This window comes from Streptomyces sp. NPDC044704 (assembly GCF_056433525.1).
This window is the reverse complement of record NZ_JBWKGY010000001.1, coordinates 534,072-560,263: the sequence shown is the minus strand read 5'-3', so window position 1 is coordinate 560,263 and position 26,192 is coordinate 534,072. Positions and strand designations below refer to the sequence as shown.

General features: G+C 72.9%; 26 protein-coding genes. 12 read left to right on the top strand and 14 right to left on the bottom strand.

Going from position 1 to position 26,192, the window contains the following annotated elements:
- Positions 1-217 precede the first annotated feature (217 nt).
- The 4 genes from AC07B0_RS02610 to AC07B0_RS02595 are packed head-to-tail and all read left to right on the top strand — an operon-like array spanning position 218 to position 3,784.
- Positions 218-1,720, top strand: a complete 1,503-nt coding sequence (locus AC07B0_RS02610) for a PP2C family protein-serine/threonine phosphatase (RefSeq protein WP_469384523.1) — start codon at positions 218-220, stop codon at positions 1,718-1,720.
- Positions 1,717-2,799, top strand: a complete 1,083-nt coding sequence (locus AC07B0_RS02605; protein WP_478896328.1) for a cobalamin B12-binding domain-containing protein — start codon at positions 1,717-1,719, stop codon at positions 2,797-2,799. Before AC07B0_RS02610 ends, AC07B0_RS02605 begins: the two co-directional genes overlap by 4 nt.
- Positions 2,796-3,227, top strand: a complete 432-nt coding sequence (locus AC07B0_RS02600) for an STAS domain-containing protein (protein WP_356875124.1) — start codon at positions 2,796-2,798, stop codon at positions 3,225-3,227. Before AC07B0_RS02605 ends, AC07B0_RS02600 begins: the two co-directional genes overlap by 4 nt.
- A gap of 41 nt (positions 3,228-3,268) precedes the next feature.
- Complete coding sequence (locus AC07B0_RS02595; RefSeq protein ID WP_356875122.1) at positions 3,269-3,784, top strand: MarR family winged helix-turn-helix transcriptional regulator; 516 nt, start codon at positions 3,269-3,271, stop codon at positions 3,782-3,784.
- A 29-nt stretch (positions 3,785-3,813) separates the two neighbouring features.
- Here AC07B0_RS02595 and AC07B0_RS02590 read toward each other — a convergent pair whose 3' ends face one another.
- On the bottom strand, positions 3,814-4,776 hold the full coding sequence (locus AC07B0_RS02590; protein WP_356875120.1) for a sensor histidine kinase: 963 nt from the start codon (positions 4,774-4,776) through the stop codon (positions 3,814-3,816).
- Positions 4,773-5,579 (bottom strand): MEDS domain-containing protein, encoded by an 807-nt coding sequence (locus AC07B0_RS02585; protein ID WP_469384521.1) that lies wholly within the window; start codon positions 5,577-5,579, stop codon positions 4,773-4,775. The genes AC07B0_RS02590 and AC07B0_RS02585 overlap by 4 nt, the downstream gene beginning before the upstream one ends.
- Positions 5,580-5,893: 314 nt before the next feature.
- On the opposite strand from AC07B0_RS02585, the gene proP reads away from it, so the two are divergent.
- Positions 5,894-7,390, top strand: a complete 1,497-nt coding sequence (gene proP, locus AC07B0_RS02580) for a glycine betaine/L-proline transporter ProP (RefSeq protein WP_356875116.1) — start codon at positions 5,894-5,896, stop codon at positions 7,388-7,390.
- 6 nt (positions 7,391-7,396) lie between these two features.
- Here proP and AC07B0_RS02575 read toward each other — a convergent pair whose 3' ends face one another.
- Positions 7,397-8,659, bottom strand: coding sequence for a ricin-type beta-trefoil lectin domain protein (locus AC07B0_RS02575; RefSeq protein WP_478896700.1), 1,263 nt, complete (start codon positions 8,657-8,659; stop codon positions 7,397-7,399).
- A 271-nt stretch (positions 8,660-8,930) separates the two neighbouring features.
- On the bottom strand, positions 8,931-9,335 hold the full coding sequence (locus tag AC07B0_RS02570) for an aggregation-promoting factor C-terminal-like domain-containing protein (RefSeq protein WP_478896325.1): 405 nt from the start codon (positions 9,333-9,335) through the stop codon (positions 8,931-8,933).
- 480 nt (positions 9,336-9,815) lie between these two features.
- Between AC07B0_RS02570 and AC07B0_RS02565 the strand changes: the two genes are divergently transcribed.
- Together AC07B0_RS02565 and AC07B0_RS02560 are read left to right on the top strand one after the other, a co-directional pair.
- Positions 9,816-10,268: a hypothetical protein gene (locus tag AC07B0_RS02565; protein ID WP_356875112.1), complete on the top strand. Its 453-nt coding sequence runs from the start codon at positions 9,816-9,818 to the stop codon at positions 10,266-10,268.
- 112 nt (positions 10,269-10,380) lie between these two features.
- Positions 10,381-11,724, top strand: coding sequence for an LCP family protein (locus AC07B0_RS02560; protein ID WP_478896324.1), 1,344 nt, complete (start codon positions 10,381-10,383; stop codon positions 11,722-11,724).
- Positions 11,725-11,769: 45 nt separating this feature from the next.
- Here the strand turns inward: AC07B0_RS02560 and AC07B0_RS02555 are convergent, their stop codons facing one another.
- Positions 11,770-12,885: an AI-2E family transporter gene (locus AC07B0_RS02555; protein ID WP_356875108.1), complete on the bottom strand. Its 1,116-nt coding sequence runs from the start codon at positions 12,883-12,885 to the stop codon at positions 11,770-11,772.
- Positions 12,886-12,991: 106 nt separating this feature from the next.
- Between AC07B0_RS02555 and AC07B0_RS02550 the strand changes: the two genes are divergently transcribed.
- On the top strand, positions 12,992-13,417 hold the full coding sequence (locus tag AC07B0_RS02550) for a VOC family protein (protein WP_356875106.1): 426 nt from the start codon (positions 12,992-12,994) through the stop codon (positions 13,415-13,417).
- A gap of 17 nt (positions 13,418-13,434) precedes the next feature.
- Here the strand turns inward: AC07B0_RS02550 and AC07B0_RS02545 are convergent, their stop codons facing one another.
- Complete coding sequence (locus AC07B0_RS02545) at positions 13,435-14,901, bottom strand: APC family permease (protein WP_478864771.1); 1,467 nt, start codon at positions 14,899-14,901, stop codon at positions 13,435-13,437.
- Between the two features lie 147 nt (positions 14,902-15,048).
- Complete coding sequence (locus AC07B0_RS02540) at positions 15,049-19,668, bottom strand: HEAT repeat domain-containing protein (protein WP_478896321.1); 4,620 nt, start codon at positions 19,666-19,668, stop codon at positions 15,049-15,051.
- Between the two features lie 186 nt (positions 19,669-19,854).
- On the opposite strand from AC07B0_RS02540, the gene AC07B0_RS02535 reads away from it, so the two are divergent.
- Positions 19,855-20,130 carry an isoamylase early set domain-containing protein gene (locus tag AC07B0_RS02535; protein ID WP_356875100.1) on the top strand — a complete coding sequence of 92 codons (276 nt, stop codon included), beginning with the start codon at positions 19,855-19,857 and terminating at the stop codon, positions 20,128-20,130.
- A 138-nt stretch (positions 20,131-20,268) separates the two neighbouring features.
- On the opposite strand, the gene AC07B0_RS02530 is transcribed toward AC07B0_RS02535, so the two are convergent.
- Positions 20,269-20,607: a MerR family transcriptional regulator gene (locus AC07B0_RS02530; protein ID WP_356875098.1), complete on the bottom strand. Its 339-nt coding sequence runs from the start codon at positions 20,605-20,607 to the stop codon at positions 20,269-20,271.
- 306 nt (positions 20,608-20,913) lie between these two features.
- Between AC07B0_RS02530 and ppk2 the strand changes: the two genes are divergently transcribed.
- Entirely contained in the window at positions 20,914-21,906 is a 993-nt protein-coding gene (gene ppk2, locus AC07B0_RS02525) for a polyphosphate kinase 2 (protein WP_356875096.1), read from the top strand.
- A 52-nt stretch (positions 21,907-21,958) separates the two neighbouring features.
- Positions 21,959-22,372, top strand: a complete 414-nt coding sequence (locus AC07B0_RS02520) for a response regulator (protein WP_478896319.1) — start codon at positions 21,959-21,961, stop codon at positions 22,370-22,372.
- Positions 22,373-22,441: 69 nt separating this feature from the next.
- On the opposite strand, the gene AC07B0_RS02515 is transcribed toward AC07B0_RS02520, so the two are convergent.
- Complete coding sequence (locus AC07B0_RS02515; protein WP_356875092.1) at positions 22,442-22,690, bottom strand: DUF6480 family protein; 249 nt, start codon at positions 22,688-22,690, stop codon at positions 22,442-22,444.
- Positions 22,691-22,823: 133 nt separating this feature from the next.
- On the bottom strand, positions 22,824-23,384 hold the full coding sequence (locus tag AC07B0_RS02510) for a SixA phosphatase family protein (protein ID WP_478896317.1): 561 nt from the start codon (positions 23,382-23,384) through the stop codon (positions 22,824-22,826).
- A 144-nt stretch (positions 23,385-23,528) separates the two neighbouring features.
- Between AC07B0_RS02510 and AC07B0_RS02505 the strand changes: the two genes are divergently transcribed.
- A complete protein-coding gene (locus AC07B0_RS02505) occupies positions 23,529-23,888 on the top strand; it encodes a GYD domain-containing protein (RefSeq protein WP_356875088.1) in 360 nt (119 codons plus the stop codon).
- On the opposite strand, the gene AC07B0_RS02500 is transcribed toward AC07B0_RS02505, so the two are convergent.
- The 4 genes from AC07B0_RS02500 to AC07B0_RS02485 all read right to left on the bottom strand — a co-directional run bounded on the left by AC07B0_RS02500 (position 23,885) and on the right by AC07B0_RS02485 (position 26,187).
- Positions 23,885-24,901, bottom strand: coding sequence for an iron-containing redox enzyme family protein (locus AC07B0_RS02500; protein ID WP_469384717.1), 1,017 nt, complete (start codon positions 24,899-24,901; stop codon positions 23,885-23,887). The genes AC07B0_RS02505 and AC07B0_RS02500 overlap by 4 nt on opposite strands.
- A complete protein-coding gene (locus AC07B0_RS02495) occupies positions 24,901-25,095 on the bottom strand; it encodes a CDGSH iron-sulfur domain-containing protein (protein WP_478896315.1) in 195 nt (64 codons plus the stop codon). The genes AC07B0_RS02500 and AC07B0_RS02495 overlap by 1 nt, the downstream gene beginning before the upstream one ends.
- Before the next feature lie 82 nt (positions 25,096-25,177).
- Complete coding sequence (locus AC07B0_RS02490; RefSeq protein ID WP_469384713.1) at positions 25,178-25,864, bottom strand: HemK2/MTQ2 family protein methyltransferase; 687 nt, start codon at positions 25,862-25,864, stop codon at positions 25,178-25,180.
- Between the two features lie 95 nt (positions 25,865-25,959).
- On the bottom strand, positions 25,960-26,187 hold the full coding sequence (locus AC07B0_RS02485) for a DUF6479 family protein (protein WP_478896312.1): 228 nt from the start codon (positions 26,185-26,187) through the stop codon (positions 25,960-25,962).
- Between the last annotated feature and the right edge of the window lie 5 nt (positions 26,188-26,192).

Below are 26,192 nucleotides of genomic sequence, written 5' to 3'. Positions count from 1 at the left end.
AGGCAAGGATCCTTTCTAGGCGATGAGGTGAGGGGTTCGCACAGCGGGCCTTCGGCGTTTGGTGAATTCCACCCGGGCAACTTCCCTTCCCACCCCGGTAGACGTTCCGTGGCGTGATGCTCCCTACCCCGTCCTCGTGGCGGACGCACAGTCCGTGCTGGTACTTCTCAACGAGGCGGCCGGACTGGTCTTCCCCGACGCCCGCCCCGGCTCGCCGATGGCGGGTTCGGTACCCTCCTGGCTTTCCTCGGCGCACGGGCAGTGCCTGTCGCGGGTCCCCGCACAGCGGCCCGGCGCCGACCGGGCTTCGATGGCGCAGGGCCCGGTGGGCGACCGTGCGTACGAGGCGCACCCCACGGTACGCGACGACGGGACGGTGGTGTGGTGGCTCGTCGACGACACCGACCACCGCCTGGCCCGTGAAGCCCTGCGGATGGAGCGGGAACGCACCGCCTTCCTGACCCGGGCCTCCAACCTCCTGCTCTCCTCCCTCAATCTGGACCGGTGCATGGACGTCACGGCGCAGATGGCCGCCGAGCACCTCGCCGACGCCGCGCTGGTGATCGCCCCTTCCCGCGGGCGCGAGCTGCCCGTGGTGGCCTGCCTCCGCGGGGGAACCCCGACGGTGTCCGGCGTGAGCGCCGACCCCGAGCAGGTGCCGGGGCTGGGGGAAGCGCTCCAGGGGTTCCCGCCCGTTCCCTCCCGCTGGATCGACCCCGACACCGCTCCCGCGTGGCTGATCCCGGAGGGCTTCGGGGACGTCGGCTCGATCGTCATCACTCCCCTGCCCGGACACGGCGTACCCGCCGGCGCCCTCGTCCTGCTGCGCCGGACCGGGAGCGAGGCGTTCACGGAGGGCGAGGAGGTCTTCGCCCGGCTGTTCGCGGCCCGCGCCGGCGCCGCGATGTCCGCCGCCCGGCTGTACGCGGAGCAGGCCTCGATCACCGAGACCCTGATGCGGGAGCTGCTGCCTCCGGCACTCCACCAGGTCTCCGGCGTGGAGTACGCGGGCGGCTACCGGCCCTCGCAGGACCACGAGCGGATCGGCGGCGACTTCTACGACGTCCATCCGGCGGCGGTGGAGGGGGAGGCTTCCCTCGTCGTGCTCGGTGACGTGTGCGGCAAGGGGCTGGAAGCCGCCGTGATGACGGGGAAGATCCGCAACACGCTGCACGCCCTGCTGCCGATGGCGGACGACCACCAGCGGGTGCTGAGTCTGCTGAACACCTCGCTCCTGAACACCCACAACGCACGGTTCGCCACCATGGTGCTCGCCTCCGCGATGCGCGAGGAGAACGCGGTCCGGCTGCGGCTGACCAGCGCCGGCCATCCCGCCCCGCTGATCCTGCGCTGCGACGGCCGCGTCGAGGAGGCCCCCACCCGGGGAACGCTGGTCGGCGCGCTGCCCGCCGTCACCGCCGAGACGGCGCTCGTGACGCTGGCGCCGGGCGAGACCTGCGTCCTCTACACGGACGGGATCACCGAGGCGCGCGGCGGGCCGCTCGGCGGTTCCATGTTCGGCGAGGACCGCTTGCGCCGGGCGCTGGCGGAATGCGCGGGCCTGCCGGCCGAAGCCGTCGTGGAGCGGGTGCAGATGCTGGCTTCGCAGTGGGTGGGGACCGGTCGCCACGACGACATGGCCGTCGTCGTCATCTCCGCCCCCCGTACGAACCACCTCAGCGCGGTGAACGGCCACACGCGGGGCAGGTTCACCGCATGACCACGGATCTGGCGAACGCCCCGACACTCGAACACCTGACGGACCGGCTGTGGGAGGCCGCCCTCCACGGCGACGAACACGCCGCGACCGCGGCCGTGCGGCAGGCGCTGGACGACGGACTGCACGCGGAGAGCATGCTTCTCGACGTGATCGCCCCGGTCCAGGGCCGGGTCGGGACGGAGTGGGCGGCCAACCGCATCAGCGTCGCCCAGGAGCACGCCGCCACGGCGATCAACGACCGGGTCGTCGCCGTGGTCGCGCAGCACCCGTCGGCGCGCGGGCCGCGCACCCGGGGCCGGATCTCGGTGGCCTGCGTGGACGGCGAATGGCACGCCTTTCCGGCCCGTCTCCTGGCCGAGGTACTGCGGCTGCGGGGCTGGCGCGTCGACTACCTCGGCGCCCAGGTCCCCACGCCCCACCTGGTCACGCACATCCACCGGACGGGCCCGGACGTCGTCGCGCTCTCCAGCTCGATCGCCACCCGGCTGCCCACCGCGCACGCGACGATCACCGCCTGCCAGGCCGCCGGTACCCCCGTGCTCGTCGGCGGAGCCGCCTTCGGCGCCGACGGACGCTACGCCCGCCTCCTGGGCGCCGACGCCTGGGCCCCCGACGCCCGCAGTGCCGCCGACGCCCTGGCCCGCGGCCCGTTGACGCGCCCCCAGCCAGACCACCAGGCCATCGACGACCTCCCTCACCTGACCGACCAGGAGTACACCCTCGTCACCCGCAGCCGTCCGCAACTCGTTCGGATGGTCTTCACCGGGCTGGAGGCCGCCTTCCCCGCGATGCGCGACTACAGCGAACTCCAGCGGGAGCACACGGCCGAAGACCTGGCCCACATCCTGGAGTTCCTCTCCACGGCCCTCTACACGGACGACGGAGACCTCTTCTGCGAGTTCCTCCAGTGGACCGCCGGCGTCCTCGCCGCGCGCGGGGTCCCCGCCCGGAGCCTGCTCCCGGCACTGGAGTTGCTCGGTTCCGAACTGAAGGACTTCCCCCGCGCCGCCGCGATCCTGCGGGCGGGCGCCGCACGCCTGACCAGTACCCTTCTCACCGCCGCCGGGGCCGCCGAATGACCAGCACACCCTCCGGCTCCCTGCTCCTGACCCAGATCGACACGGGCGACACCGTGCGCCTGGAGTTGCGCGGCGACCTCGACCACCACTGCGCGGACGTCCTCCTGGACGCCGTGACCCGGGTGTTGGCCGAGCGGACCCGCCTGCGCGACCTGCACCTGCACTGTGCGGAACTCGCCGCCGTCGACTCGTCCGGCCTGTCGACGCTGCTGATGATCCGACGGCGCACCGGCGCGGCCGGCGTGCGCCTGCACCTCGATGACCGGCCCGTACGACTGGACCGGATCCTGGAGGTCACCGGTACGCTGGAGCACCTCACCGCGGCGGACGCGGCGGGCAAGTCCGGCTCGTCCGCGGCGGAGAGACGGTCCGCCGCTTCGGATGAACCCATACCGGTGCGCTCCAGCAGGCCGGACACCAACGTCTGACCGGCGCCGCCGGGTGACCCGCTCGCGCGGAGGGAAACCAGATGCCGGCACCGGCCCCCCGGCCCCACAGCACCGGCCACGACGCGGCACGGTCCGTCGGCGACATCGTCGAATTCCTGGACGTCATATGGGAGAACGCGCGTCAGGCCAGCGCCGCGGCCCCCGCCTCCGCGTCGCAGCTGCGCCTGATGTACCTGGTCGACCGCCAGCCCGGCATCCGCATGCGCACCCTGTCGCAACTCCTGGGCGCGGCCGCCCCTTCCGTCACCCGGCTGTGCGACCGCCTGGAGGCCACCGGCTTCCTCAAACGCCACCCCTGTCCGCACAGCGGCCGCGAACTCACCCTCCGGCTGACCCCGGCCGGCGAGACGCACCTCGCGCGGATACGCGAGACCCGCGAGCAGACGCTCTCCCACGCCCTCGACTCGATGACTTCCGACAGCCGCCGCGCCCTCAGCACGGGACTCGCCGCGCTGTACCTCGGCCTCACCACGGCCGGTGCCGTCCCCGAGCAGCCGGACCCCGACGGCCGGACCACGCTGCACGGGCTGCCCTAGACCGGCCTGGACCGGCCTGGATCGGCGGCCTAGGGCCGGGTGTCCATGTGGAGGCGGATGGTGGTGCCCTGTTCGCGGGTGGAGCGGATTTCGACCAGGTCGCACAGCTGGTGGGCGAGCCAGAGGCCGCGGCCGCCGACCTGCCCGGGGGTGGGGCGGGTCCGGCCCGTCATCGGGTCGGTGATGTGGCCCGCGTCCCGGAACTCGCACAGGAACGTCGACTGCTGGGCCCAGGTGCGCAGGGTGCCGCGGCCCCCACCGTGGCGGATGCTGTTCGTCGCGATCTCCGTGACGGCGACGGCCAGTTTGGGCAGCCGGTCCTCCGGGACGCCCGCGTCGGCCGCGCACTGGGACACCTTCGAGCGGATCGCGGACAGGTCACCGTGCGTGTAACTCAGCTCCTGGTAGGGATCGCACGGATCGGCGAGGACGTCGAAGGGGTAGTCGTCGACGGCGAGGTACACGTCGTTGGGCAGGTACCGGCCGTCCCGGCGGATCAGCGGGTGGCAGCGGGACAGGGCCCGCAGGGCGTCCTCGTCCCCGTCGGCGGCGTCGTACGGGCACAGCATCGACCACGTGGGGCTCTGCGCGAAGGCCCGGTTCAGGAGCCATTCGTGATGGCGCAGTTCGGAGAGGTGCGCGGCGCTGCGTACGTGACGCCAGTCCGTTTCGCCGATGCCCCTTACCGGCCGCTCTCCTTCGCCCCGCTCCTTCATCCAGGCCGCCCAGGCGGCGATGTGCCGGCCGGGGTTGGCGCCCGCCGCCGTCGTGTCGACGAAGGTGACCGCGGGCTCGTCGGCGAGCTCGCTGCGCAGGAGGGAGGTCTTGTCCGCGGGCACGGCGATGACCACCGCTTCGCCGTCGTCGAGGGCCTCGTGGACGAAGCCCAGCGTGCCGGAGAGGAACTGTGCGTCCCCGCTGTAGGGGTACAGCTCGTGGCGGAAGGCGGCCTCGTCCGGGCCGGACGGCTTCGAGGGCACGGTGGCGGTCATGCGCCCATCACCACCGGCATGTCGGCGCCCGCGTAGCCCGCGAGGTCCCAGCACAGGCGTACGGTCTCGTTGGCGCCCTCCACGACGATCCTGCGGTCCGGGACGTGGCGGGCCGCGTCGACGAGGGCGTGCATTCCGGCGGCGTCGATCATCTCGAGGGTGTCGAAGCGCAGCGTCACCTTGGGTGCCCGCCGCACTGCCGCGCGTACGGCGCCGTTGAACGCCGCCGCGCACTCCGAGTCGATCACTCCGTCCACGCTCCAGCTGTCAGCGCCCGTGCTGAACATCCGGAAGGCCGGGCGTTCAGCACGTCTGCCCATTTCGTGGGGGTGCACGCATGCCACGTGTTCCAGCGTAGGCGCCCGCCACTGCGCCGGCTGGAAGGCGCAGACCACGATGGCGCCGGTCTCCGAGGCGAACTCGTCGAGCTGCAGCTCCTGGGCCACGAGTTCCTCGGCGGCGCCGGGCTCCGTCGCGGGCATCCGTTCGGCGAGGACGCGTACCGACCGGTAGCCCTCGCGGGCCGCGGTACGGGCCTCGCGGCGCACGGCGGCGAGCAGGACATCGGGCTGCGCGGGACTCGGGAAGTCGAGGATCACCGAGGCGGAGGGAACGGCGTCGCGCGTGAGCCCGGAGGCGGCGCCGGTGGAACCGACGACGACGATCTTGTCCCCGTACAGGGCTCCGTCGGCCACGTAGGCCCGCGCGTCCCCCGCGGACGTCGTGGCCGGGTGCACGAGCCAGCAGACGTGGTCACCGAGCTCGACCTCGTCGAACGTCGCCAGCGCCCGCGCTGCTCTCACCTGGCCTCCTCCTCGACGTTGCGGCCGGTCCGGGATGGGCCCGCCCGGCGGATACAGCAGACTACTGGGCCCGGCCCGGCGGTCGTCGCACCGAACGGGACCGGCAGGTGAACGTGCGGCCGCACGACACGGTTCCCCTGCCCGGGCCGCGCGGCGTCAACCCGCGGGCAGCCCGGCGCCGCGGCCGGCGGCCCCGGCCGCGCGCACGCGCCGCAGAGTGTGATCCGCGCCTCATCGGGGCGTCCGGCCCGTTTGCGAACGCCATGATCGCGCAGGCGGGAGGGCTGGAACACCCCCCGAGGAAAGGACCGGCCATGGCGGCCCCCCATCCCCCGCAGGCGGCCGATCCGGAAGCGGTGAAGCGCCATCCCGGGCTCTTCCGCGCCATCAAGCAGCGCCGAAACCCCAGACTCCGCAGGACGGACATCACCGTCACGGACGACCGGGCGGTCAAGCGTGCGGTGAAGGCGGCCTCGCTCGGCAACGCCATGGAGTGGTTCGACTTCGGCATCTACTCCTACCTGGCCGTCACCCTCGGGCACGTCTTCTTCCCGACGGGGAACGACACCACGCAGCTGCTGTCCTCGTTCGCGACCTTCGCCGTCGCCTTCCTGGTACGTCCCCTCGGCGGCATGTTCTTCGGCCCCATGGGCGACCGCATCGGCCGCAAGAAGGTCCTGGCCCTCACCATGATCTTGATGGCGGTCGGCACGTTCGCCATCGGCCTCATCCCCTCGCACGGCACGATCGGCCTGTGGGCCCCGGCCCTGCTGATCCTCTTCCGCATGCTCCAGGGCTTCTCGACGGGCGGGGAGTACGGCGGCGCCTCCACCTTCATCGCCGAGTACGCGCCCGACAAGCGCCGTGGGTACTTCGGCAGCTTCCTCGAATTCGGCACGCTGGCCGGATACGTCGGCGCGGCCGGGCTCGTCACCGCGCTGTACGCCGTGCTCGACGACGCCCAGATGGAGACGTGGGGCTGGCGCGTCCCGTTCCTCGTCGCCGGACCCCTCGGGCTGGTGGGCCTCTACCTGCGGCTGCGCCTCGACGAGACCCCGGCCTTCCAGAAGCTGGAGGGCGGCAGCGCCCGCGCCAGCGAGGTCGCCGACGGCGTGGAGACGACCGCCAAGGGCGACCTCGCGAAGATCTTCCGCGGGTACTGGCCGACGCTGATCCTCTGCGTCTGCCTGGTCGGCGCGTACAACATCACCGACTACATGCTGCTGTCGTACATGCCGACCTACCTGTCGGACGAGCTCGGATACAGCGAAACGCACGGCCTTCTCGTCCTGCTCGCCGTGATGCTCCTCCTGATGCTCGTCATCAGCCAGGTCGGCAAGCTGTCCGACCGCTTCGGCCGCAAGCCGCTGCTGATGTCCGGCATGGCGGGCTTCTTCGTGTTCTCCCTCCCCGCGTTCCTGCTGATCCGCCAGGGCTCCATCCCGGCGGTCAGCATCGGCATGCTCATGCTGGGCGTCTCCCTCGTCTGCCTGCTGGGCACGATGTCCGCCGCCCTGCCGGCGCTCTTCCCGACGCACGTCCGCTACGGCTCGCTGTCCGTCGGCTACAACCTGTCGGCGTCGGTCTTCGGCGGGACGACCCCGCTGGTGATCACCGCACTGATCAGCTGGAGCGGCTCGAACCTGATGCCCGCCTACTACGCGATGGGCGCGGCCCTGGTCGGCATCATCTCCGTGGCCTGCATGAAGGAGACCGCACGGAAGCCGCTGGACGGTTCCCCGCCCTCCGTGGAGACGGCGGAGGAGGCCGCGGAACTGTGCGCGGCCCAGTCCCCTGACCCGAAGTTCTGACCCCGGTCAGCCGGCCGGGACCGTCCACTTCTGCCCGGCGGCCCCGGTGCAGGTCCACAGCTGCAGCCGGGTCCCGTTGGCGGAGCCGCCTCCGGTGACGTCGAGACACTTGTCCGCCTGCGGGTTCACGACGTCCCGGGCCCCGGACACCGCCCAGCGCTGGGCGCCGGTGCCGTTGCAGTCGTAGAGCTGGACCGGCGATCCGTCGGCGGTGCCGCCGCTCGCGACGTCGAGGCACTTGCCGAGGGCCCGTACGGTGCCGTCGGAGCCGAAGGTCCACCGCTGGGCGGCGGTGCCGTTGCAGTCGTAGAGCTGGACCGGGGTGCCGTTGGCCGGGTTGGCGCCGTTCACGTCGACGCACTTGCCGGCGAGTCCGCTGATCTGGCCGGTCCGGGCGCCGGGGCCGCCGTCGTACGAGGTGACGCGGACGTGGTCGACCACCAGTTGCTGGGGGAAGGCCGTGGTCCCGTCGGGGTCGCCCGGCCAGTATCCGCCGACCGCGAGGTTGAGGATCAGGAAGAACGGCTTGTTGAAGGCCCAGCTGCGCCCGCCCAGGTCGGCGGGGGTCCGTCGCTGGTAGACGACCCCGTCGACGGACCAGGTGACCGAGTCGGGGCCCCAGTCGACGGCGAAGGTGTGGAACGCGTCGGCGAAGGCCTGGCCGCCGGGGAGGGAGTACGCCGCCCCGATGCCTCCCGCGCCGGAGTAGCCGGGCCCGTGGAGGGTGCCGTGCACGGTCGACGGTTCGAAGCCGACGTTCTCCATCACGTCGATCTCACCGGAGTCCGGCCAGCCGACCTGGCCGATGTCGTTGCCGAGCATCCAGAAGGCGGGCCACATGCCCTGACCGCGCGGCACCTTGAGCCTCGCCTCGACGTGTCCGTACGTCTGGGTGAAGCGTCCCGCCGTGTTCAGGCGGGCCGAGGTGTACTCGCAGCGGCCGTACCAGCAGGTGTAGCCGGCCGGGTTCTCCCGGCGGGCGGTGATGACCAAGTGGCCCTGCCCGTCGAGGGCGGCGTTGCGGTTGCCCGCCGTGTAGTACTGCCGCTCGTGGTTGTTGACGTTGTCGCCGGTCTCGATCTGCCATTTCCCGGGGTCGACGGCAGCTCCGGCCGGTCCGTCGAAGTCGTCGGAGAAGGTCACGGCCGCCGCGGCGGCCCGGGGTGCGGGGGCGGGCTCGGCGGCGCCGGTGGCCGGGGCGGCCAGACCGCCCCAGCAGACCAGGGCGAGAGCGCATAAGAGAGCGCGTCGATGCCAGGTGGGGTGCACGGTGATCACATCGCTTCGGGGGTGGGGGGAAGGGGGCAGGGAAGGGGTGGGGAGACATGCCAAGACATGCCCATGACAATCCCCTGCCAGGGAATGAACGCGGAAGCGGGCCGTCCGGACCCCTTTGTTCACTACTTGATTCAAGGCGCAGCGCTACGGCCGCGTCAAGACGCCCGCACCGTTCGGAACCCAACGCCCTGGTACGCGAAGACGCCCGGCAGGGGTGTCCCGGCCGGGCGTCTCGCGGTGTGTTCTCGGGTCCGCTGGTGGCTCAGTACCAGTGGTGGGTCTGCCAGAAGTTCCAGGCGCCGACGGGGCTGCCGTAGCGGGAGTTCATGTAGTCCAGGCCCCACTTGATCTGGGTGGCCGGGTTGGTCTTCCAGTCCGAACCGGCCGACGACATCTTCGAGGCCGGCAGGGCCTGGACCAGGCCGTAGGCGCCCGAGGAGGAGTTCGTGGCGGTGTGGTTCCAGCCGCTCTCACGGGAAACGATGTTGTTGAATGCCGCGAACTGCGCCGGGTCCTTGATCATCTGCTGGGCGATCGCCTTGGCGCTCGTCGGGGCCGCCTGGGCGGGCACCGTGGCGAGCATCGAACCGGCGACACCGAGGGCGACGACGGTGCCCGCGAGGGTCTTCTTCGAAGCGGCGATGCGGCGGATGACAGCGTTCGACACAGGGGAACCTTCCACAGGGGACAAGGGCGGTCGCGGCATGCCGAAGGCATGCGTGATCCCTTCACGCGGTGGAGAGGGGTTCGTCAGCGGCGGGTGAGCGAAGCACCCGGGCCGCCCGGCGACACATCCAGTTCTACCGACCCCCCACCCCCCCTGGCAACGAACCCACTTACTACCCGCCCTCGCAGCCGGGGACCCCCGGCCCGCCGCCGAGCCGGAACGTATCCGTGCAGGTCGGAGCCCGTCCTCGCGGTGCGCCAGGGGCCTCCAGGGCCTACTACCCCAGGTCGTATGTGACGTGGGTCCTATGGGGCGGCTCACCCCGGAGCCGCCCGAATCTCACCGAACGTCACTGCTCGTACCCCCGCGAGAGAGGCCGCCCGCATCCGTTCGGGCGAAAACGGAGGCGACCTGACCCAGCGCATCCCGAGGCGCGCCATGGTCTGTCCAGCGGATTCGGAACGAAACGAGGATGGAACAGTGCACCTGAGGCATATCGGCACGATCCTGGGCGCGGCCGCGCTGGCCGTCATGACGATCCCGGCGAACGCTCATGCCGCGGCAGTCGCCTGCGGCGGAAGCGTGTCGACCGGCCGCGTGGCCGTCAACGGCTGCATCAGCGCCCAGCGGGGGTCTGCCGGCAGGTTCCCCACGCGAGAGATCACGGCGCACATCAAGGCGCGCAATACCGGCACCAAGGGGCTGAACGTCTCCTACGAGGCCTTCTTCCGCGTCGTCGACGGCGGCCACTGGGAGAAGGTGGGGAGCGGTCGCACCTACGTCCGGGCCGGCGAGTCCGTCGGACCCGTGGAAGTGGGGAGCACGACCCGGGTGTGCGGTCCCGTGAAGGTCGAGATCCGGGTGCACGCGCGAGCCGACGGCGCCGCCTGGAGCGGCTGGTCTCCCGCGGTCACGAAGCAGTGCCAGACCTGAGCACCCGACAGATGCAGGCGGGGGCCGGGCTCGGCGCGTACAGCCCGGCCCCGCGCACGTGGGTCACTACAGTTCCGATTGGAGATGATTCGTCCGGATTTGAGGATGTGCGTTGCGTCGACTCACCGTTGCCCTCACGCTGCTGGCCACCCTTATCCCCGGCTCGTACCTGGGCTCGCAGGCCGTTTCGGCCGGGCACGGCCCCGCGGGCGGAGGCAGTCGCGGTACGAACATCCTCGTGGTCGGCGTCGACAGCCGCACCGGCATCTCCGCCGCGGAGAAACGCCGCCTGCATGTGGGCGGCGAGGGGTGCAACTGCACCGACGTGATGATGCTCGTGCACCTCTCCGCCGACGAACGGCGGGCGAGCGTGGTCTCCATTCCCCGCGACTCCTACGTCGCGTACGCGGACGGCACCGTCCCCGCCCGCAAGGGAAAGATCAACGGCGCGTACAAGATCGGCGGCGGCCCGCTCGCGGTGGCCACGGTCGAGAAGGCGACCGGTCTGCACATCGACCACTACCTGGAGACCGGTTTCGTCGGCTTCGAGCAGACGATCAACAACCTCGGTGGCGCGACCGTGTGCACGGACCGACCGGTCAAGGACGAGAACTCGGGGCTCGACATCGGCCCCGGCCGGCACCACACCGACGGGAACACGACGCTGCGTTACGTCAGGGCCCGGCACGTCGATCTGCGGCCCGGGGACCTCGGCCGGGTCCGGCGCCAGCAGCGCATGGTGAACGACCTGCTGGAGCGCCTGACCGCCGACGGCGCGCTTTCGGGGCCGGTGAGCACGGCACGGACCGTCCGCACCCTGCTGAAGTCCGTCCGCACCGACGAACGGACGGGGCTGGACGACCTGGTCCGGATCGGCTGGGCGCTCGGGCGGCTGCGGGCGGAGCGGACCGAGTTCGCGACCGTCCCGATCCGGCTGTTCGACCACCGCGTCCCCGGCGTGGGGTCCACCCTCGTATGGGACGAGGCCCGCTCCGCGGCGCTGTGGGACGCTCTGGGCGCGGACCGTCCGATCACGGGCGACACCCGCATCCAGCCCGTCGCGGAGACACCGGCCCTGACCAACCCCGCGGCGATCGCCGTCCGCGTGGACGACGCCGCCGTCGCCGCGGCGTTGCGCGCGAACGGGTTCGCGGTCACCGACACCTCGGCGTCGGCACCGGCCGTCCGCCCGGCCGGGCCCCCGGTCATCCGGTACGCCGTCGGACGGGAGGACGATGCGGCGACCCTCGCGGCCGCTCTCCCCGGATCCCGCGCGCAAGCGGTACCCGGCCACGGCAGGTTCTTCGACGTGTCCGTCGGCACGCAGCCCGTCACGGTCAAGGCCGTCACCTACGACCGGAACATCGTGGACGGAGCACCGGTGACCGCGGACAGCCTCCGGTGCGCCGTCACCGAAGGCCGGCCGGAACCCGTGGCCGCGTCCGTCGGCCGTTGACGGCGTCCGCTGCGGCCCCGGGCCCGAGGGGGCCGTGCGGCCCGGCTAGGACGGGGCGGGGGAACCGGGCAGCGGTTCGTCGGCCGTCGACTCGTGTGGCGTCTCGCCGAGTTGATCGCGCAGGTAGTTCCAGACGACGGCGATGAGCGCGGCCGCCGGTACCGCCAGCAGGCTGCCCACGACGCCGGCGAGGCTGCCGCCCAGCGTCACCGCCAGCAGGACCACCGCCGCGTGGAGCCCGAGTCCGCGGCTCTGGATCATGGGCTGGAACACGTTGCCTTCGAGTTGCTGCACGAGGACGATGATCGCCAGCACGATCAGCGCGTCCGTGAGGCCGTTCGACACCAACGCGATGAGGACCGCCACGAGACCGGCGAAGAGGGCCCCCACGATCGGCACGAACGCGGACACGAAGGTCAGCACCGCCAGGGGCAGCACCAGGGGAACGCCGACGATCCACAGGCCGAGACCGATGAACACGGCGTCGAGCAGCCCGACGAACGCCTGGGAGCGGACGAACGAGGCCAGGGTCTTCCAGCCGCGCGCGGCGACGACCGGGACGTCCGTGGCGAGGCGCCCGGGGAGCTGGCGGGCGAGCCACGGCAGGAACCGGGGGCCGTCCTTGAGGAAGAAGAACATCAGGAAGAGCGCCAGGACCGCGGTCAGCAGGCCGTTGAAGATGGTGCCCACCCCGGTGGCGACGGTGGAGACCGTGCTGCCGAGGCTGCTCTGGAGGCGGGCCGTCGCCGCGTCGAAGGCGCCGGCGATCTGGTCGTCGCCGATGTTCAGCGGCGGCCCGGCCGCCCACGCGCGAAGTCGTTGGACGCCTTCGCCCACGCCGTCGACCAGTTCGCCCGACTGGGATGCGACGGGCACGGCGATGAGCGCCACGACGCCCGCCGTCACGAGGACGAAGAGCACGGTGACCACCGAGGCGGCGAGCGCGGCCGGCCACCCCTTGCGGCGCAGGAACGCGGCCAGGGGCCAGGTCAGGGTGGTGAGGAGCAGGGCGACGACGACCGGCCAGACGACCGACCACATGCGGCCCAGAACCCAGAGGGCCACCGCCGTCATCACCAGGACCACCAGCAACTCGGCGGACACCCGGGCCGACGTGCGCAGTGCGGCAGCCGTTCTTCTGGAGCTCAATATGACAGACATGGGGTCACCCTATTCCGCTGACGGGCGTGCTCCTTTCGGTGCGGTCCCCGCCGCGACGCGCGCCCGCGTCCGGCCTGTCGGCCGGTCCGCGCGGCACAGTGGGCGGATGAACGTGAACGGTGGCCTGCTGGCCCGGGCGGCGCGGGTCGCGACCAGACTTCCCGCCCAGGACCTCGAACGGGCGCGGCGTTTCTACGCCGAGCGGTTGGGTCTGGAGCCCGTCGACGAGCGGCCCGGGGGCCTGCTGTACCGGTGCGGGGGTGCCGAGTTCGCACTGTTCCGCTCGACGGGTGCGTCACCCGGCACGTTCACGCAGATGGCCTTCGAGGTCGACGACATCACCACCATGGTCCGCGAGCTCAAGGAGCGGGGCGTGGTGTTCGAGGACGTCGACCTGCCCGGGTTCACGACGAGGGACTCGATCGCCGAGATCGACGGGAACTATCCCGGCAAGGGTGCCCGGGGTGAACGCGGCGCGTGGTTCCGTGACAGCGAGGGCAATCTGCTGGGCATCGGAGAGCCGGTCACCTGAGCGGCTCCTGGTCCGCGTCAGCGGGTGGTGGTGTTCCGGTCGCCGCCGGGTTCGGACTCCAGCGCCTGGCGGTCGAAGGTCAGCATGCCGAGGAAGAACAGGGCGCCGAGGACGAGCAGTCCGGCCACGATGACGACGGAGGTCAACGCCTCGTCCGGTGCCACGAGTACGAACAGGGCGACGAGCGTCCAGGCCAGGGCGCAGAGCGCCACCGGCAACTCGAAGCGTCCGAGGTCGAACGCGCCCTTCTGGCGGCCGAGTCGTCCGCGGACGGTGAGGTAGAGGACGATCGTGGCCCCGTAGATGAGTGCGGGGAGGATGGTCGACGCGGTGATCAGTTCCAGCAGGGCGGAGCCGGGCAGCGCGACCATCAGTACGGCACCGAGCGCGAGGATCAGCAGGGTCGCCGGGACGGGGGTGTGCGTGCGGGGGCTGACCCGGCGCATCACCTGGTGGGCGGGGAAGCGGGAGTCCCGGGACATGGCGTAGACGAGCCGGGAGCAGGAGACCATCACGACGATGCCGGCGCCGAAGAACGCGAAGGTGATGGCGACCAGCAGCACGTGCTCGGCGACCGTGCCGAGACGGTCGTGCATGATCGCGGCCACGGGCGAGGCCTCGTGGGTGATCCGGGGGATGTCCTCGATCGCGACGGTGAGGGTGATCAGGAACAGCATCCCGAGGACGCCGGCCGCCACGACCGATCCGACGATGGCGCGCGGGACGCTGCGGTGGGGGTCCTTCGCCTCCTCGGCGAGGTTGGCGGCGGAGTCGAAGCCGACGAGCGTGGCCAGTCCCATGATCATCGCGAGCATCAGGCCGCCGCCGACGGCGAAGTAGTCGCGGGAGCCTTCGGTGGTTCCCCGGGAGGTGAGGTTGGCGGCCGAACCGTCGCCCGTGACCACGACGGCGACGACGAGGGCGATCGCCACGACCACGACGAGCACGACTTCGAGTCCGACGGCCGCCGAGTTGATCCAGCTGACCAGCCGGGTCGAGGCGATGGCGATCAGGGCCTGGACGACCAGCACCACCAGGGTGATCACGCGTGCGGTGCCCTCGTCCGCTCCCATGCCGGCGAGCGGCATGAACGCCTGGCTCGCCAGGGCGTTGTCCATGGCGACCACGGCGACGGCCAGGTAGCAGAAGGTCAGCCAGCCGAACCACCAGCCGACCTTGGGGCTGCCGAGCCGGGAGGCCCATTGGTACGAGGAGCCGCTCAGCGGGATGCGGGCGGCGAACTGCGCGACCACCAGCGCCACGAGGATCTGTCCGGCCGCCGCGACGAGCCAGAGCCAGATCCCGACCGGGCCCGCGGTCAGCAGCACCTCGTCGAAGGTCGCGAAGATCCCGACCGCCACCGAGATGAAGGCGAAGGAGATCGCGAACACCTGGAAGGAGCCCAGCGTCCGCTTCAGTTCCTGCCGGTAGCCACCGGCCTCGGCGCTCCCGCCGTCCGGCCCGCCCGTCGTAGGGTCCGTCACCCCGGGCCACCTCGCCTTCCTCGTCCGGGAGCCAGTGTCCTCGTCAGGCCGTCTCAGGCCGGCCGGCCGGGGCCGACGCACGGGACCGGAACCCGAATGGACGCTTCCTTCCGCGGGTGGCGGCCGGAATCCCGGGGCGCGGGGGTGCTACTCGGGTTCGGCGGTCGTGATCTGTGCGAGGACGTCGGTGTAGAGGGCCCGTTTGTCGGGGCGGACGTGGTCGGCGGCACGTCTGAGTGCGGGGACCGCCGGCGCTCCCACGGCGACGAGCCCCTCGGCCGCGGTCTTGCGGACGACGGGATGGGGGTGCTCCAGCAGCGCGGTCACGACGGGGATCGCGGGTGCCCAGGTCGCGTGGCAGAGGGTCCGGACCGCCGTGCGCACCAGGTCGGGCTGGGGATCGTGCAGCAGGATCGACGTGTGGTGCAGGTAGGTCTGCCGGTCCAGCATGGCCCGCGACGTCCGGTGGGCGTGCAGGCGGACCTTGGGCCTGGGGTGGTGCAGCAACTCGCCGATCAGGTCCCGCAGTCCGGGGTCCTGGTCCGCGTCCGGGCCGCGGTGCCCCTCGGCCAGCCGTGTCAGCGCACGGCGGATCCGCACCGGGTCGCCGGTGCGGGCCAGGTCCAGCAGCTCCTGCCGGGTGGGCGGCCGTGACCCCGCTCCGGCCGACGCGGACGCGGGGTCGCGGAGCGCGGCCAGTGCGGCGGCGTCCTGCCGTGCGGAGTCCGGGTGGCGCAGCGGACCCTCGACGAGCAGCAGCCCGTCCGCGAGGTCGTCGCGCCCTTCGGCGCGCAGCCGCCGGCAGGTCCGCGTCAGCGCGGGGGTGCGCAGCAGGGGGCGCCCGCGCAGCAGGTCGAGGAACCCCCAGGCGCCCGCGTCGAGGTGGTCGCCGAGGTGCTGCGCCAGTACGTCGGCGGGCATCCGGAGCAACGCCCGCCCGGCTGCCGAGCTGCCGGCCGGCGGGTCGTGCTGCCACCATTCCAGCAGCAGCGGGAGGAACGGTTCCAGCTCGGACGGGGCGAGCAGGCTCGCCGCGAGAGCCGCTCTGTCGTGCAGGACGCCGTCCGCGCGCAGTTCCCTCTCGCCGGCGGCGCTCAGGGCGCGGGCCAGGTCGGCGGAGACGGGTATGTCGACGCCGCCCCGGAGGAACGCGCGGAGGACGGGAAGCCCGGCTGCGGGCTCGGGCCATGCCGAGAGCGCCAGGGCCGCGGTGCGCCGCCGGTCCGGGGCGGGTTCCCGCAGCATGGCGAGCAGTCGGTCCCGCAGTGCGGTCGAGCGGGGCTGGTCGAGGTCGTCGATGTGCACGGTCCGCGGTCGTGGCGCGGGCGTGCGGGCGGTCTCGGTGAGGGTCCAGGGTGGTGCGTCGAGGGGCTGGAGGCCCGTCATCCAGTCGATGAGGGCGGCCCGGACCCCGGAGCCGGTGGAGGGGTAGAGGTCGATCAGTGCGGTCAGGCGGTCCCGGGAACCCGGGACGCCGTCGTCCTGAAGGCCGAGTCGGCGGAATTCCTCCAGGGAGTCCGGTGTGCGCGCCGCGGTGTCCAGCGCGGCCCGCCATGCCGCGGCCGTGACCGGCACGGTGGCGGCAGCGGGCTCCGGGACGGCGAACGCGTCCCGCAGGACGGCCGTTTCGGCCTGCCGGGGGTTGGCCTCGAGCCCGGCCGAAGCCAGTGCCCGCTCCAGGTCGGCGCGGACCGGCACCGCGTCGAGGGCGCGGAGCAGCGGCAGGGTGGACCGGCTTCCGGCGGGTGCGGGGGGCAGTGCCCGTACCGCGTCGGCGAGGGCCGGCTTCTCGGTCGCGGACAGGGTAGGCGCGACCGCTTCGAGTACCGAGACCAGGTCGCGCCGTTCCTCCGCCGAGGAGGCCTCGGCGAGCCCGTCGAGCAGGACGCCGGTGTACCGGGCGAATTCCGTCACTTCCCCGGTCCTCCACGGTGCGGGGCAGAGCCGGAAGGTGAGACGCAGTACGCGGTCCCGGAACGTCGGCGCGGAGGCGGCCAGGCGGAGCCAGTCCGCCAGCAGCGGCCGCAACCCGTGCAGCCAGGTGGGGTGCGGCAGCTCGCGCCGGTCTGCGATGCGGAGCGCGACGGCCGGGTTCCAGCCGTCCGTCCTGAGGGACGTGATGTCGGGGTGCGCCACGTCGTCGACCGCCGACCGCGGCGCGGCGGGAATGCCGGTCCCGTGCTTGGCCATGACCGCCGACAGGTCCTCGGGCCGCCCGGAGGCGAGCGTGACCCGTCCGGTCGCGACGAGGGCGAGCAGGCTCGGTACGACCCGCGATGCCTGGTCGTCCAGTGCGAGGACCGAACGCGCCGACAGGGTGCGGTCGAGGCCTTCCAGCAGCAGTTCGCGGGCGCGGCCGGCTTCGCTCCGTTCGGCCGCGGCGAGCACCGTCGCCGGGTAGGCGTCGCCGAGGACGGCGCGCAGCGCCTCGATCAGGGTGTCGCGCAGGCCCGGGTTGTCGTGGTGTCCGAGCCATCGGAGCAGTTCCGGTACCGCCGCGGGCGTGCCCGCGCGGACCAGCACGCGGGCCGCGGTCTTCTTGACGTTCATGTTCGGATGGCCGAGACGTGCGGCGATCGCGCCGGCGGCCCAGCGGGCCCTGGCGTGTCCGAGGGCGAGGAGTGCCTGGCGGACGGTCTGGACGTCCTGGGCGGCGGTCAGCGCGATCAGGGTCGCCGACAACGCCTGCGCGTCGTCCCCCGTCGCGTCCCGGGCCAGCAACGCGATCACGTGCCCCCGCACGTGCCGGTCGCGGTGCCGCAGCAGGTGGTGCACCCGCGCGCGGGTGCGCTCGTAGGGCGCCCGCAGCAGGAGTTCGAGCAGGATCGCCTGCTCGGCGCTCGACAGTCCGGGCCGGTCCAGCAGGTCCAGTGCCATGGTCGCGGCGAGTGCGTGTCCGGCCTCGTGTGAGGTCGCCGCGTCGAGCAGGCAGGACGGCCTGACGCGTCCCCGCTCGTGGAGCCGGCGGCCCAGGCCGTGTACGGCGTCCAGGATCTCCTGGGGTACCACGGGCGCCCCGGCGGGCTGTCCGCCTCCGGTTGGCGGGGCGCCCGCGCCGGGCTCCCGGGACGCCGCCAGTTCGCTGACGACGCGCATGAGCAGGTCCGCGATGGCCGGCAGGGTGCCGGTACCGGCGTGGGCGGCCAGTCTGCACAGGGCCGCCACGGGCTCGTCCGGGTCCAGATGGGAGCTCAGGAAGGCCAGTTCTCCCTCGTCCGGACCGCCGAGGTCCACCGCGATGCGCGCGGGCAGGTCCGCGGGGTCGAGGCGGCTGAGGAGGGCACGCCGCTCGGCGGGATCGTGCGTCAGGTGCCACAGCACTTCGAGGGCGCGGTGCCGCACCGCGCCCAGGTGCGGGGCGATCCCGCCCGCGCTCCCCTCCGCGGCGAGACCGAGCCCCTCCCGCAGCGCCGTCACCGTGCGGTTGCCGCCGATGGCCTCCAGTGCGTCCAGGGCCGCGGCGGGTGACGAGGGCAGGTGGGCGATCACGGCGTCTTCGGCGTCCGTGTGGCGCAGCGCACGGATCGCGTGCAGGAACGGCCCCGGTGCGGGGGCCGAGGGGAGGATCCGGGTGACGGCCTCCCCGATCGGAAGCTCCCCCGCCCCCTGTCCGGCCAGGGCGACCAGCAGTGTGAGCCGCCGCGGCCAGTCCGGATCGTCGGCGTCCGTGTCCACCAGTACGCGCAACGTCGCCCGGCGGCAGGTGAACAGGATCGTCGCGACCTCGTCGGCCGCGATCGTGTGGTCGGCCAGCGCCAGGCCGATGAGGGACGGGACGTGGGGGGCGTCGGGGAAGTGGCCGCGCCGGTGGAGGCCGCGCAGGCACGTCACCGCCGGCCCGCCGAACAGCAGCGGGTCCCGTGCGGCGACGGCCGTCAGCGCGTCGATGTCGCCCCGGTGTGCCAGGTCACCGAGCAGTTCCATCGCGCGTCGGCGCAGACCCGGCGGCAGGTCCGGGTCTTCGATGACCTGCCATAGCGGGCTGCCGTGCCCGTGACGGGCCGCGGCCGTGAGGGCGGCGTCCGCCGCCCCGGGGCGGGTGACCACCGAGCCGGCCGTGAGGAAGGGGGGCAGGCGTCCGGGCGGCAGGGGATCCAACGCCGCCCACGGCTCGGCGAGTTCGGCCAGTGCGGCGGAGACGACGTCCTCGCCGTCTGATCCGAGCAGGGCGATCAGGTGGTCGCGGACCCGTGCGGGCGCCAGCAGACCGGCGTGCAGTCCCTCCCTGGCCAGCCGCAGCGCCGCGGCGTGCAGGACCGGGTCACCGCTGTGCACCAGTTCACGGACGAGCTGCCCGGGCAGGTGCGCGCGGGCCGCAGTCGTCTCGCGCACGGCCTGGTACAGCAGTTCGCCCCGGGGTTCCTTCCAGATCACCGTCGGATCGTTGAGGAGTTCGGCGCGGAGCCAGGCGATCCGTACCCGTACCGGCGGCTCGGCCGTACGCCACGGCGGTCGGCGCGGGCCCCGGAGGTACGGGCCGAGCCGTTCGTAGAGCTCCGCCAGGACGAGCAACGTCTCCGGCGGCCCCTCCAGGCGTTCGGGCAGCAGTCCCGCGAGCTCGGCCGCCTCCCGTGCGTCTCCCCCCGCCGATGTGACGCGCTCGGTCAGGAGGAGCAGCCCCAAGTGCCGCAGGCGGGGATCTCCGTGGCGGATGAGGAGTCCGAAGACGCCCGGCGGGCAGAGCTGCGCGTCGACGTGGCCGGACAACCAGCCGACGTCGGCTCGACGCACCGCGTCGTGGAAGGGTTCGTCCGCCGGCGTGATCATCGTCGGATGCTAACCGGGAGGCGCCCGGCGCCACCAACGAGATTCGCCCGGTGCGTCCCGCACCCCGGTGGCTACGTCCGTGCGGGTGATATCCGTCGCGGGTGGCGTAGTGACCCGCTGGCATTCCGGTCGCGGCGGGCAGGAATGGCGAGGCCATTGCCCCCGTAGCTGAGGAGCTGACGTCCCATGCTGGAGCGCACCCGACGCAAGAAGCGCACCGAGATCACGTTCGTCCTGCCCGCCGGTCATCCGGCCGGTGAGATCAGCGTGGTCGGCGACTTCAACGACTGGCGGCCCGGCGCCCATCCGATGGCCGTGCGCCCGGACGGGAGCCGCGCGGTCACGCTCACCCTGCCGGTGAACGAGCGCCACGGGTTCCGCTACCTCGCCGACGGGGGCCACTGGCTCGACGAGGAGGAAGCGGACGGCCACGACGGCCGCAACAGCCTCCTGCACACCTGAGGTAGCGCACGGCCGGCCGGTGCCACGCACCCGGCCGTACCCGGCCCTTCCGCCGGGTCGGCGCCGCGGCTCCCCGCACCGGGCAGGGGAGCCGCCCGCGCCGCGGCCGTGGGCGGAGCGCCGCGGATCCCGGCCGTGTCAGACCGGGGCCGTCGGGTTCTCCGCTTCGGCCGCGCGACGGTATTCGGCGTTGATGCGCTGGGCCTCTTCGAGCTGGTCCTCGAGGATGATGATGCGGCAGGCGGCCTCGACGGGGGTGCCCTGGTCGACGAGTTCGCGGGCGCGGGCGGCGATGCGCAGCTGGTAGCGGGAGTAGCGGCGGTGGCCGCCCGCCGAGCGCAGTGGGGTGATGAGGCGCGCTTCGCCGATGGCGCGCAGGAAGCCCTGGGTGGTGCCGAGCATCTCGGCTGCCCGGCCCATCGTGTAGGCGGGGTAGTCGTCGTCGTCGAGACGGTCGTAGGAGTCGTGTGCCGTCATCTGCACCTCTCTCATGGAACGCGTGGAGGGGCCCTGGCGCCGTCCTGGCACCAGGGCCCCGAAGAACTTCGACTCGATCTGCGCACTGTGTGTGCTGAGGCGTGCGGGGCGGCTCGGCCGTTCGTGTCCGCGGGACCCGCTCGCTCTCAGATACCGGAAAAACCGTAGCCGCACGAGCCGCGAATGTCTACTGCGGCCAGCACAGATTTACGCGTCGGCGCCCTGTCGGCGGGTCCGGACGGCCGCGGTGGTACCGGCGGAAGCGGCGTGATTCATCGGATGGCGTAGAGCGGGTAGGGGTCCTGTGTGAACGAACGAGAGTCGAAGCGCCCCGAGGCCGAGGACCTGCTGGCGGGGCTGCGCGTGGACGACCACCGTCCGGAGCAGCCGGTACTGCTGGACGCGGCCGGGGCCCCCATCCGGACGTGGCAGGAGAACTATCCGTACGAGCGGAAGATGAGCAGGCGGGAGTACGAGCGGACCAAGCGGATCCTGCAGATCGAACTGTTGAAGCTCCAGCGCTGGGTGAGGGAGACGGGGGCGCGGCTGGTGGTGGTCTGCGAGGGCCGGGACGCCGCCGGAAAGGGCGGCACGATCCAGCGGTTCACCGAGCGGCTGAACCCTCGCGGGGCCCGGATCGTCGCCCTGGACAAGCCGACCGAGCGGGAGGCGGGGCAGTGGTACTTCCAGCGCTACGTCGCCCATCTGCCGACCGCAGGCGAGATCGTCTTCTTCGACCGCTCCTGGTACAACCGGGCGGGCGTCGAGCGGGTCATGGGTTTCTGCCCGCCGGCCGCGTGCGACCTGTTCCTGCGGCAGTGCCCCGCCTTCGAGGACATGCTGGTCGCCGACGGCATCTTGCTGGTGAAGTTCTGGTTCTCCGTGTCGCGCGCCGAGCAGCGCACCCGCTTCGCGATCCGGCAGGTCGATCCGGTGCGGCAGTGGAAGCTGTCCCCGACGGACCTGGCCTCGCTGGACCTGTGGGACGCGTACACCACCGCCAAGGTCGAGATGTTCCGGGCGACCGACACCGCGCACGCGCCGTGGACCGTGGTCAAGAACAACGACAAGCGGCGGGGGCGGCTGGAGGCGATCCGGAGCCTCTTGGGGCGCATCGACTACGACCGGAAGGACCCCGCGGCGGTCGGTGTGCCCGACCCGCTGATCGTGGGCGCCGCCGACACCCTGCTGGAGAGCGGTGAAGGGGACGCCGACCTGTCCCCCACCCCGCTGGCCGGCTCTCCCCTCGGCCCGGGCCGTCATCCGGGGCGCGGCCACGGCTCCGGGGTGGAGGGCTGAGCGGCCCGCCGGGTCGCCGTGCGGCCCGGCGGAAAGCAGGATGGGGCGGGTGATGACGGTTTTGCTGGTGGGCGTGCCCGACGGCGGGCAGCTGGAGCTGCTGCGTGCGGGCATCCAGCGCAATCCGCACTTCAGGGTCGTGTCGCACGCCCATGACGCCGCCGTCGCCCTCGCGCACGCCCGCGTCCTCCTGCCCGACATCACCGTCCTGTCCCTGCCCGCCGGGATCGACAGCATCGAGGCCGATCCGGACCTCCTGCGCGTGTTCCACGGGGTGCGCGCCCTGGACCCGCCGGGCGGGGTGGTGCTGCGGACTCCCGGGGCGGGGGTGCCCCGGGAGGTGGCCGGACTGGCCGTCGAGGGAGCCGTCCACGTGGTGCGCGAGGGGGACTCCGAAGCCCTGATGCGGGCCTTGCGGACGATCGGGCTGCGCCGGGCCAGCTGCGACCCGGACGAGATGCCCTGAGCGGCCCCGGCGGGGCCTGGTACCGCAGCCGATCGGATTCCGCTCAGAGGTCCCGCTCAGAGGTCCCGCTCAGATGTTCAGCATGACGGCATAGGCCAGGAAGAAGAGGGCGACTGCCAGGGCGAGCAGGCAGATGAGCACGAGGGGCCCCTTGCCCCAGCCGCGGGTGAGCGGCCGGTACGGGCCGGCTCCGGAACCGGTGCTCGATTCGCCCGGCGGCGTCTCGCCGGGCGGCACTCCCGTGCTCGGGCCGGGTCCGGCGGCGCGGAGCCGCGGGTCGGGTTCCGGTAGCGGTGCGGACGGAAACTGTGCGGACATGGTGGTGCCCTCCTGCCTGGAAGACCGTTCCTGCCCCCGGTCGGGCGGGGGGCGCGACGCCTTGGTCCCACCGGTCGGGGTGTCCGGCGCCTACCCGCCCCCCGGTCGCGCACGCCTGCGGCCGCCGGGCTCCTCAGGCGTCGGCCGGGGACCAGAACGCCGTCAGCCTGCCGTGGTGCGGGATCAGGCCGTCCCACCCTCCCGGAAGGTCCACGGCCACGACCCCCGAGGTGGGAAGGCCCGCCCGGAGCCGCTCCAGGAGTTCCGCCGGGCCGTAGCCGCACAGGGCCGAGGCCAGCTCGTGGATGCCGGAGTTGTGACCGACGAGGAGGATGCTGCCGAGTCGCCCGCCGCGGGCCGACAGCACGTCCGCCAGCCCGCTCGGAGTCGCGTCGTAGAGCCGGTCGTCGTACACGGTCGGGGGCGGGTCCGTCAGGGCGGGAAGGATCAGCTCCCACGTCTGCCGGGTCCGCCGGGCCGGCGAGCACAGCGCCAGATCGGCCGTGAAGCCGGACGCGGCGAGCCACCGCCCCGCCGCGGGAGCGTCCTTGCGGCCGCGGTCGCTCAGGGGCCGGTCGAAGTCCGCCGTCAGCCCCTTGGGCACGGCCTTGGCGTGCCGGACGAGGAGGAGCCGGCGGCTCTCCTCGCCGACGGGGACGGAGGATGCCGCGAGGGGCGGGGTTTCCGGGTTCACCGTCGTCCATCTCCTTCGCGGCGGGCGGGGCACGGTACACGGCCATGGTGCGGCCGCCCCCCGAAGTGCGCACGTGCGCCGCCCCGGCGACGGTGGAACGGTGCCGCCACGGGCAGCCGCCCGGCCGGGCGAAGGAGAGACACGATGCCGCTCTACCTGTCGAAGTTCAGCTACACCCCGGAGACCTGGGCGAGGCTGATCGGTCACCCCGAGGACCGTGCGCGGGCCGCGCGGACCTACATCGAGTCCGTCGGCGGGAAGCTCCACGGCTTCTGGTACGCCTTCGGCACCCACGACGGCTACAGCCTGTGGGAAGCCCCCGACAACGTGTCCATGGCCGCGGTCGCGCTGGCGATCACCGGGGGCGGCGCACTCGGCTCCTTCGAGACGACCGTGCTCCTGACCGTCGACGAAACCCTCGACGCCCTGGACCGGGCCGGGCGGGTACGGTACCGGGCTCCCGGCACCCAGGGGCAGGACGACACCCCGGAGGGGACGGCCTAGAGCGGGCGCAGGGCGCTGCGGCCCTGGTCCCAGGCTTCGCGGATGTGGGCCGCGAGGCGGTCTTCGAGCAGGACGGTCGCCGCGCAGCCGAACGCGACGTCCCCTTCGAGGTCCGGTTCGTCGGCGAGGAGACCGCCGATGACCTCGTGGCGTACGACCTGTTCGTGGACGGCGTCGGCTTCGACGTGTTCCGCGTAGAAGTGTTCGGCGGCGGGTCCCGCGCCGCAGCGCCGCATGGCCTTGGCGAGGCGGCGGGAGCCTGGCGACGAGGTGACCTCGACGCAGGCGAAGTGGCCGACGAGTGCTCCGCGCAGCGCCCGGTGCAGGCCGAAGAGGGACATCAGGTTCACGGTCGCGAGCAGCGGCGCCGGGGCCCGGTCGAGGTAGCGGCCGTACGTCGGGTCCAGTTCGAGGTCGGTCATGAGGTCCGCGAAGAGCCGGGCGTGGACGCGGTCGGCGCGGCCGGCGCCGAACTCGTCGTACTCGATGGCGACCATGGCGGCCTTGGCCCGGCCCGTGAGCCGGGGGATGACCCAGGCGTGCGGGTCGGCCTCCTTGAGGTGGTAGAGGGAACGCAGGGCCGCGTACTCGCGCAGCTGCCAGAGTTCGCCGGCGGTTTCGAGGTGGTGGCTGAGGCTGCCGGAGAGGTCGACGGGCTCGACGAGCAGCGGGGCGAAGGCGTCGTCGACCGACCGGGGGGCGTCGGACAGTTCGGTGCGCAGGGCGTCCAGGACGCGGTCTTCCAGCGCTCGGCGCAGCCGCAGCAGGTCCGGGTCCCATTCCCGTTCGTCGGCCACGCCCTCGAAGCCGCGGTAGTGCAGTTCGTACAGCAGGTACAGGGCGAGCTGGAGGTCCTCCCCCCACGGGTCGGCTTCCCGTACGGCCGTGGGGGCGTGTGCCGGGGGGCCGCCGGACCTGAGGGCCCGCGTCACGGCTCCGGACAGCTCGCCCCGCCCTTCGACGAGGAGGGGTCCGGCCGCGGTCGCCGTCGTGCTCTGGCTGGGAGGGGTCATCACGGGTTCACGTCCTGCGGTGGGGCGGCTCGTTCGCGGCGGCGGTGGCTGGTGTCGCACCAGGGGTAGGTCCGGCTGCGGCGGCAGGTGCACACCGCGACCATGAAGCGGTCGGACCGGGCGACGGTCCCGTCTTCCAGGACGATTTCGACCGGGCCCTCGGCCAGGACCGGGCCCTGTGGGTCGACGGCCACCCGGCGGGCCCGCGCCGCCGCGGCGGGGGCCCGGGGCGGCGTGCTGTCAGCGCTACTGGGCGTGTTAGAGGTACTGGGCCGGTCAGAGGTACTGGGCACGGATGACCACCAGCTCTTCCCGGTCCTCGGCTTCGGCCGCCAGACCCTGCTCCTCCAGCCAGGACCGTCGTGAACGCAGGACGGGGCCCCACGGCACGGTCGCCGTGGCCGTCACCTCCGCGGCCAGGCCGGCCGCCGTCAGCCGGTCCACGGTCTGGTCGGCCCCGCACATTCCCGAGTGCACCATGAGGAGGACGCCTCCCGGGCACAGCAGGGCGGGGGCGTCCGCGCAGATCCGGTCGATGACCCCGCGCCCGTCGGGGCCCGCGTCCCAGGCCCGCTCCGGGCCGCGTGACGGGAGCCGTTCGCCGGGGGCGGGGACGTACGGCGGGTTGGTGACGACGAGGTCGAAGCGGCGGCCCGCGGTGCGTGCCGCGAAATCGCCGTGCAGGACGCGCAGGGGGAGCCGGCGCCGCCAGGCGTTGATGCGGGCCGTGGCCACCGCGGGCCAGGAGACGTCCACCGCGGTGACCCGGGCTCCCCTGGACGCGGCGTGCAGGGCCAGGGCGCCGGTGCCCGTGCCGATCTCCAGGACGTCCGTGCGGGGGTGGAGGTGTTCGCGTGCGAGCGCGTCGGCGAGGAGCCGGGTGTCCGCCTGCGGCTGGTAGACGCCGGGCAGGGCCAGCAGTCCACCGGGCAGGGTGGCCGAGGTCTGGATCGTACTGGGCACCGCGTACCTCCGGGGGTGGGAAGCGGCCCGCGGGGCGGGCTGCTGCGGCGGGCCGTGTCCTGCGCGCACCTGGATCGGTGGCGGCCAGGCGGGGCTCACACGCGGGGCCCTTGGTCGATGTCGTCGTCCGGCGTCCGCCAGGAGTCCTCGCGCTCCCGTGCCACGGGATTCTGTTCGGCCGGCCGGGCCGGGGCGCGGCGGCGCCGGCTCCGTCGGCTGCCGTACCAGAAGGCGCCGATCAGCACGACGACCACGACCACTCCGGCCAGGAGGAGGAAGAGCGCTCCCTGACCTTCGGCTGCAAGAATTTCGCTGGAGATCATGCCTC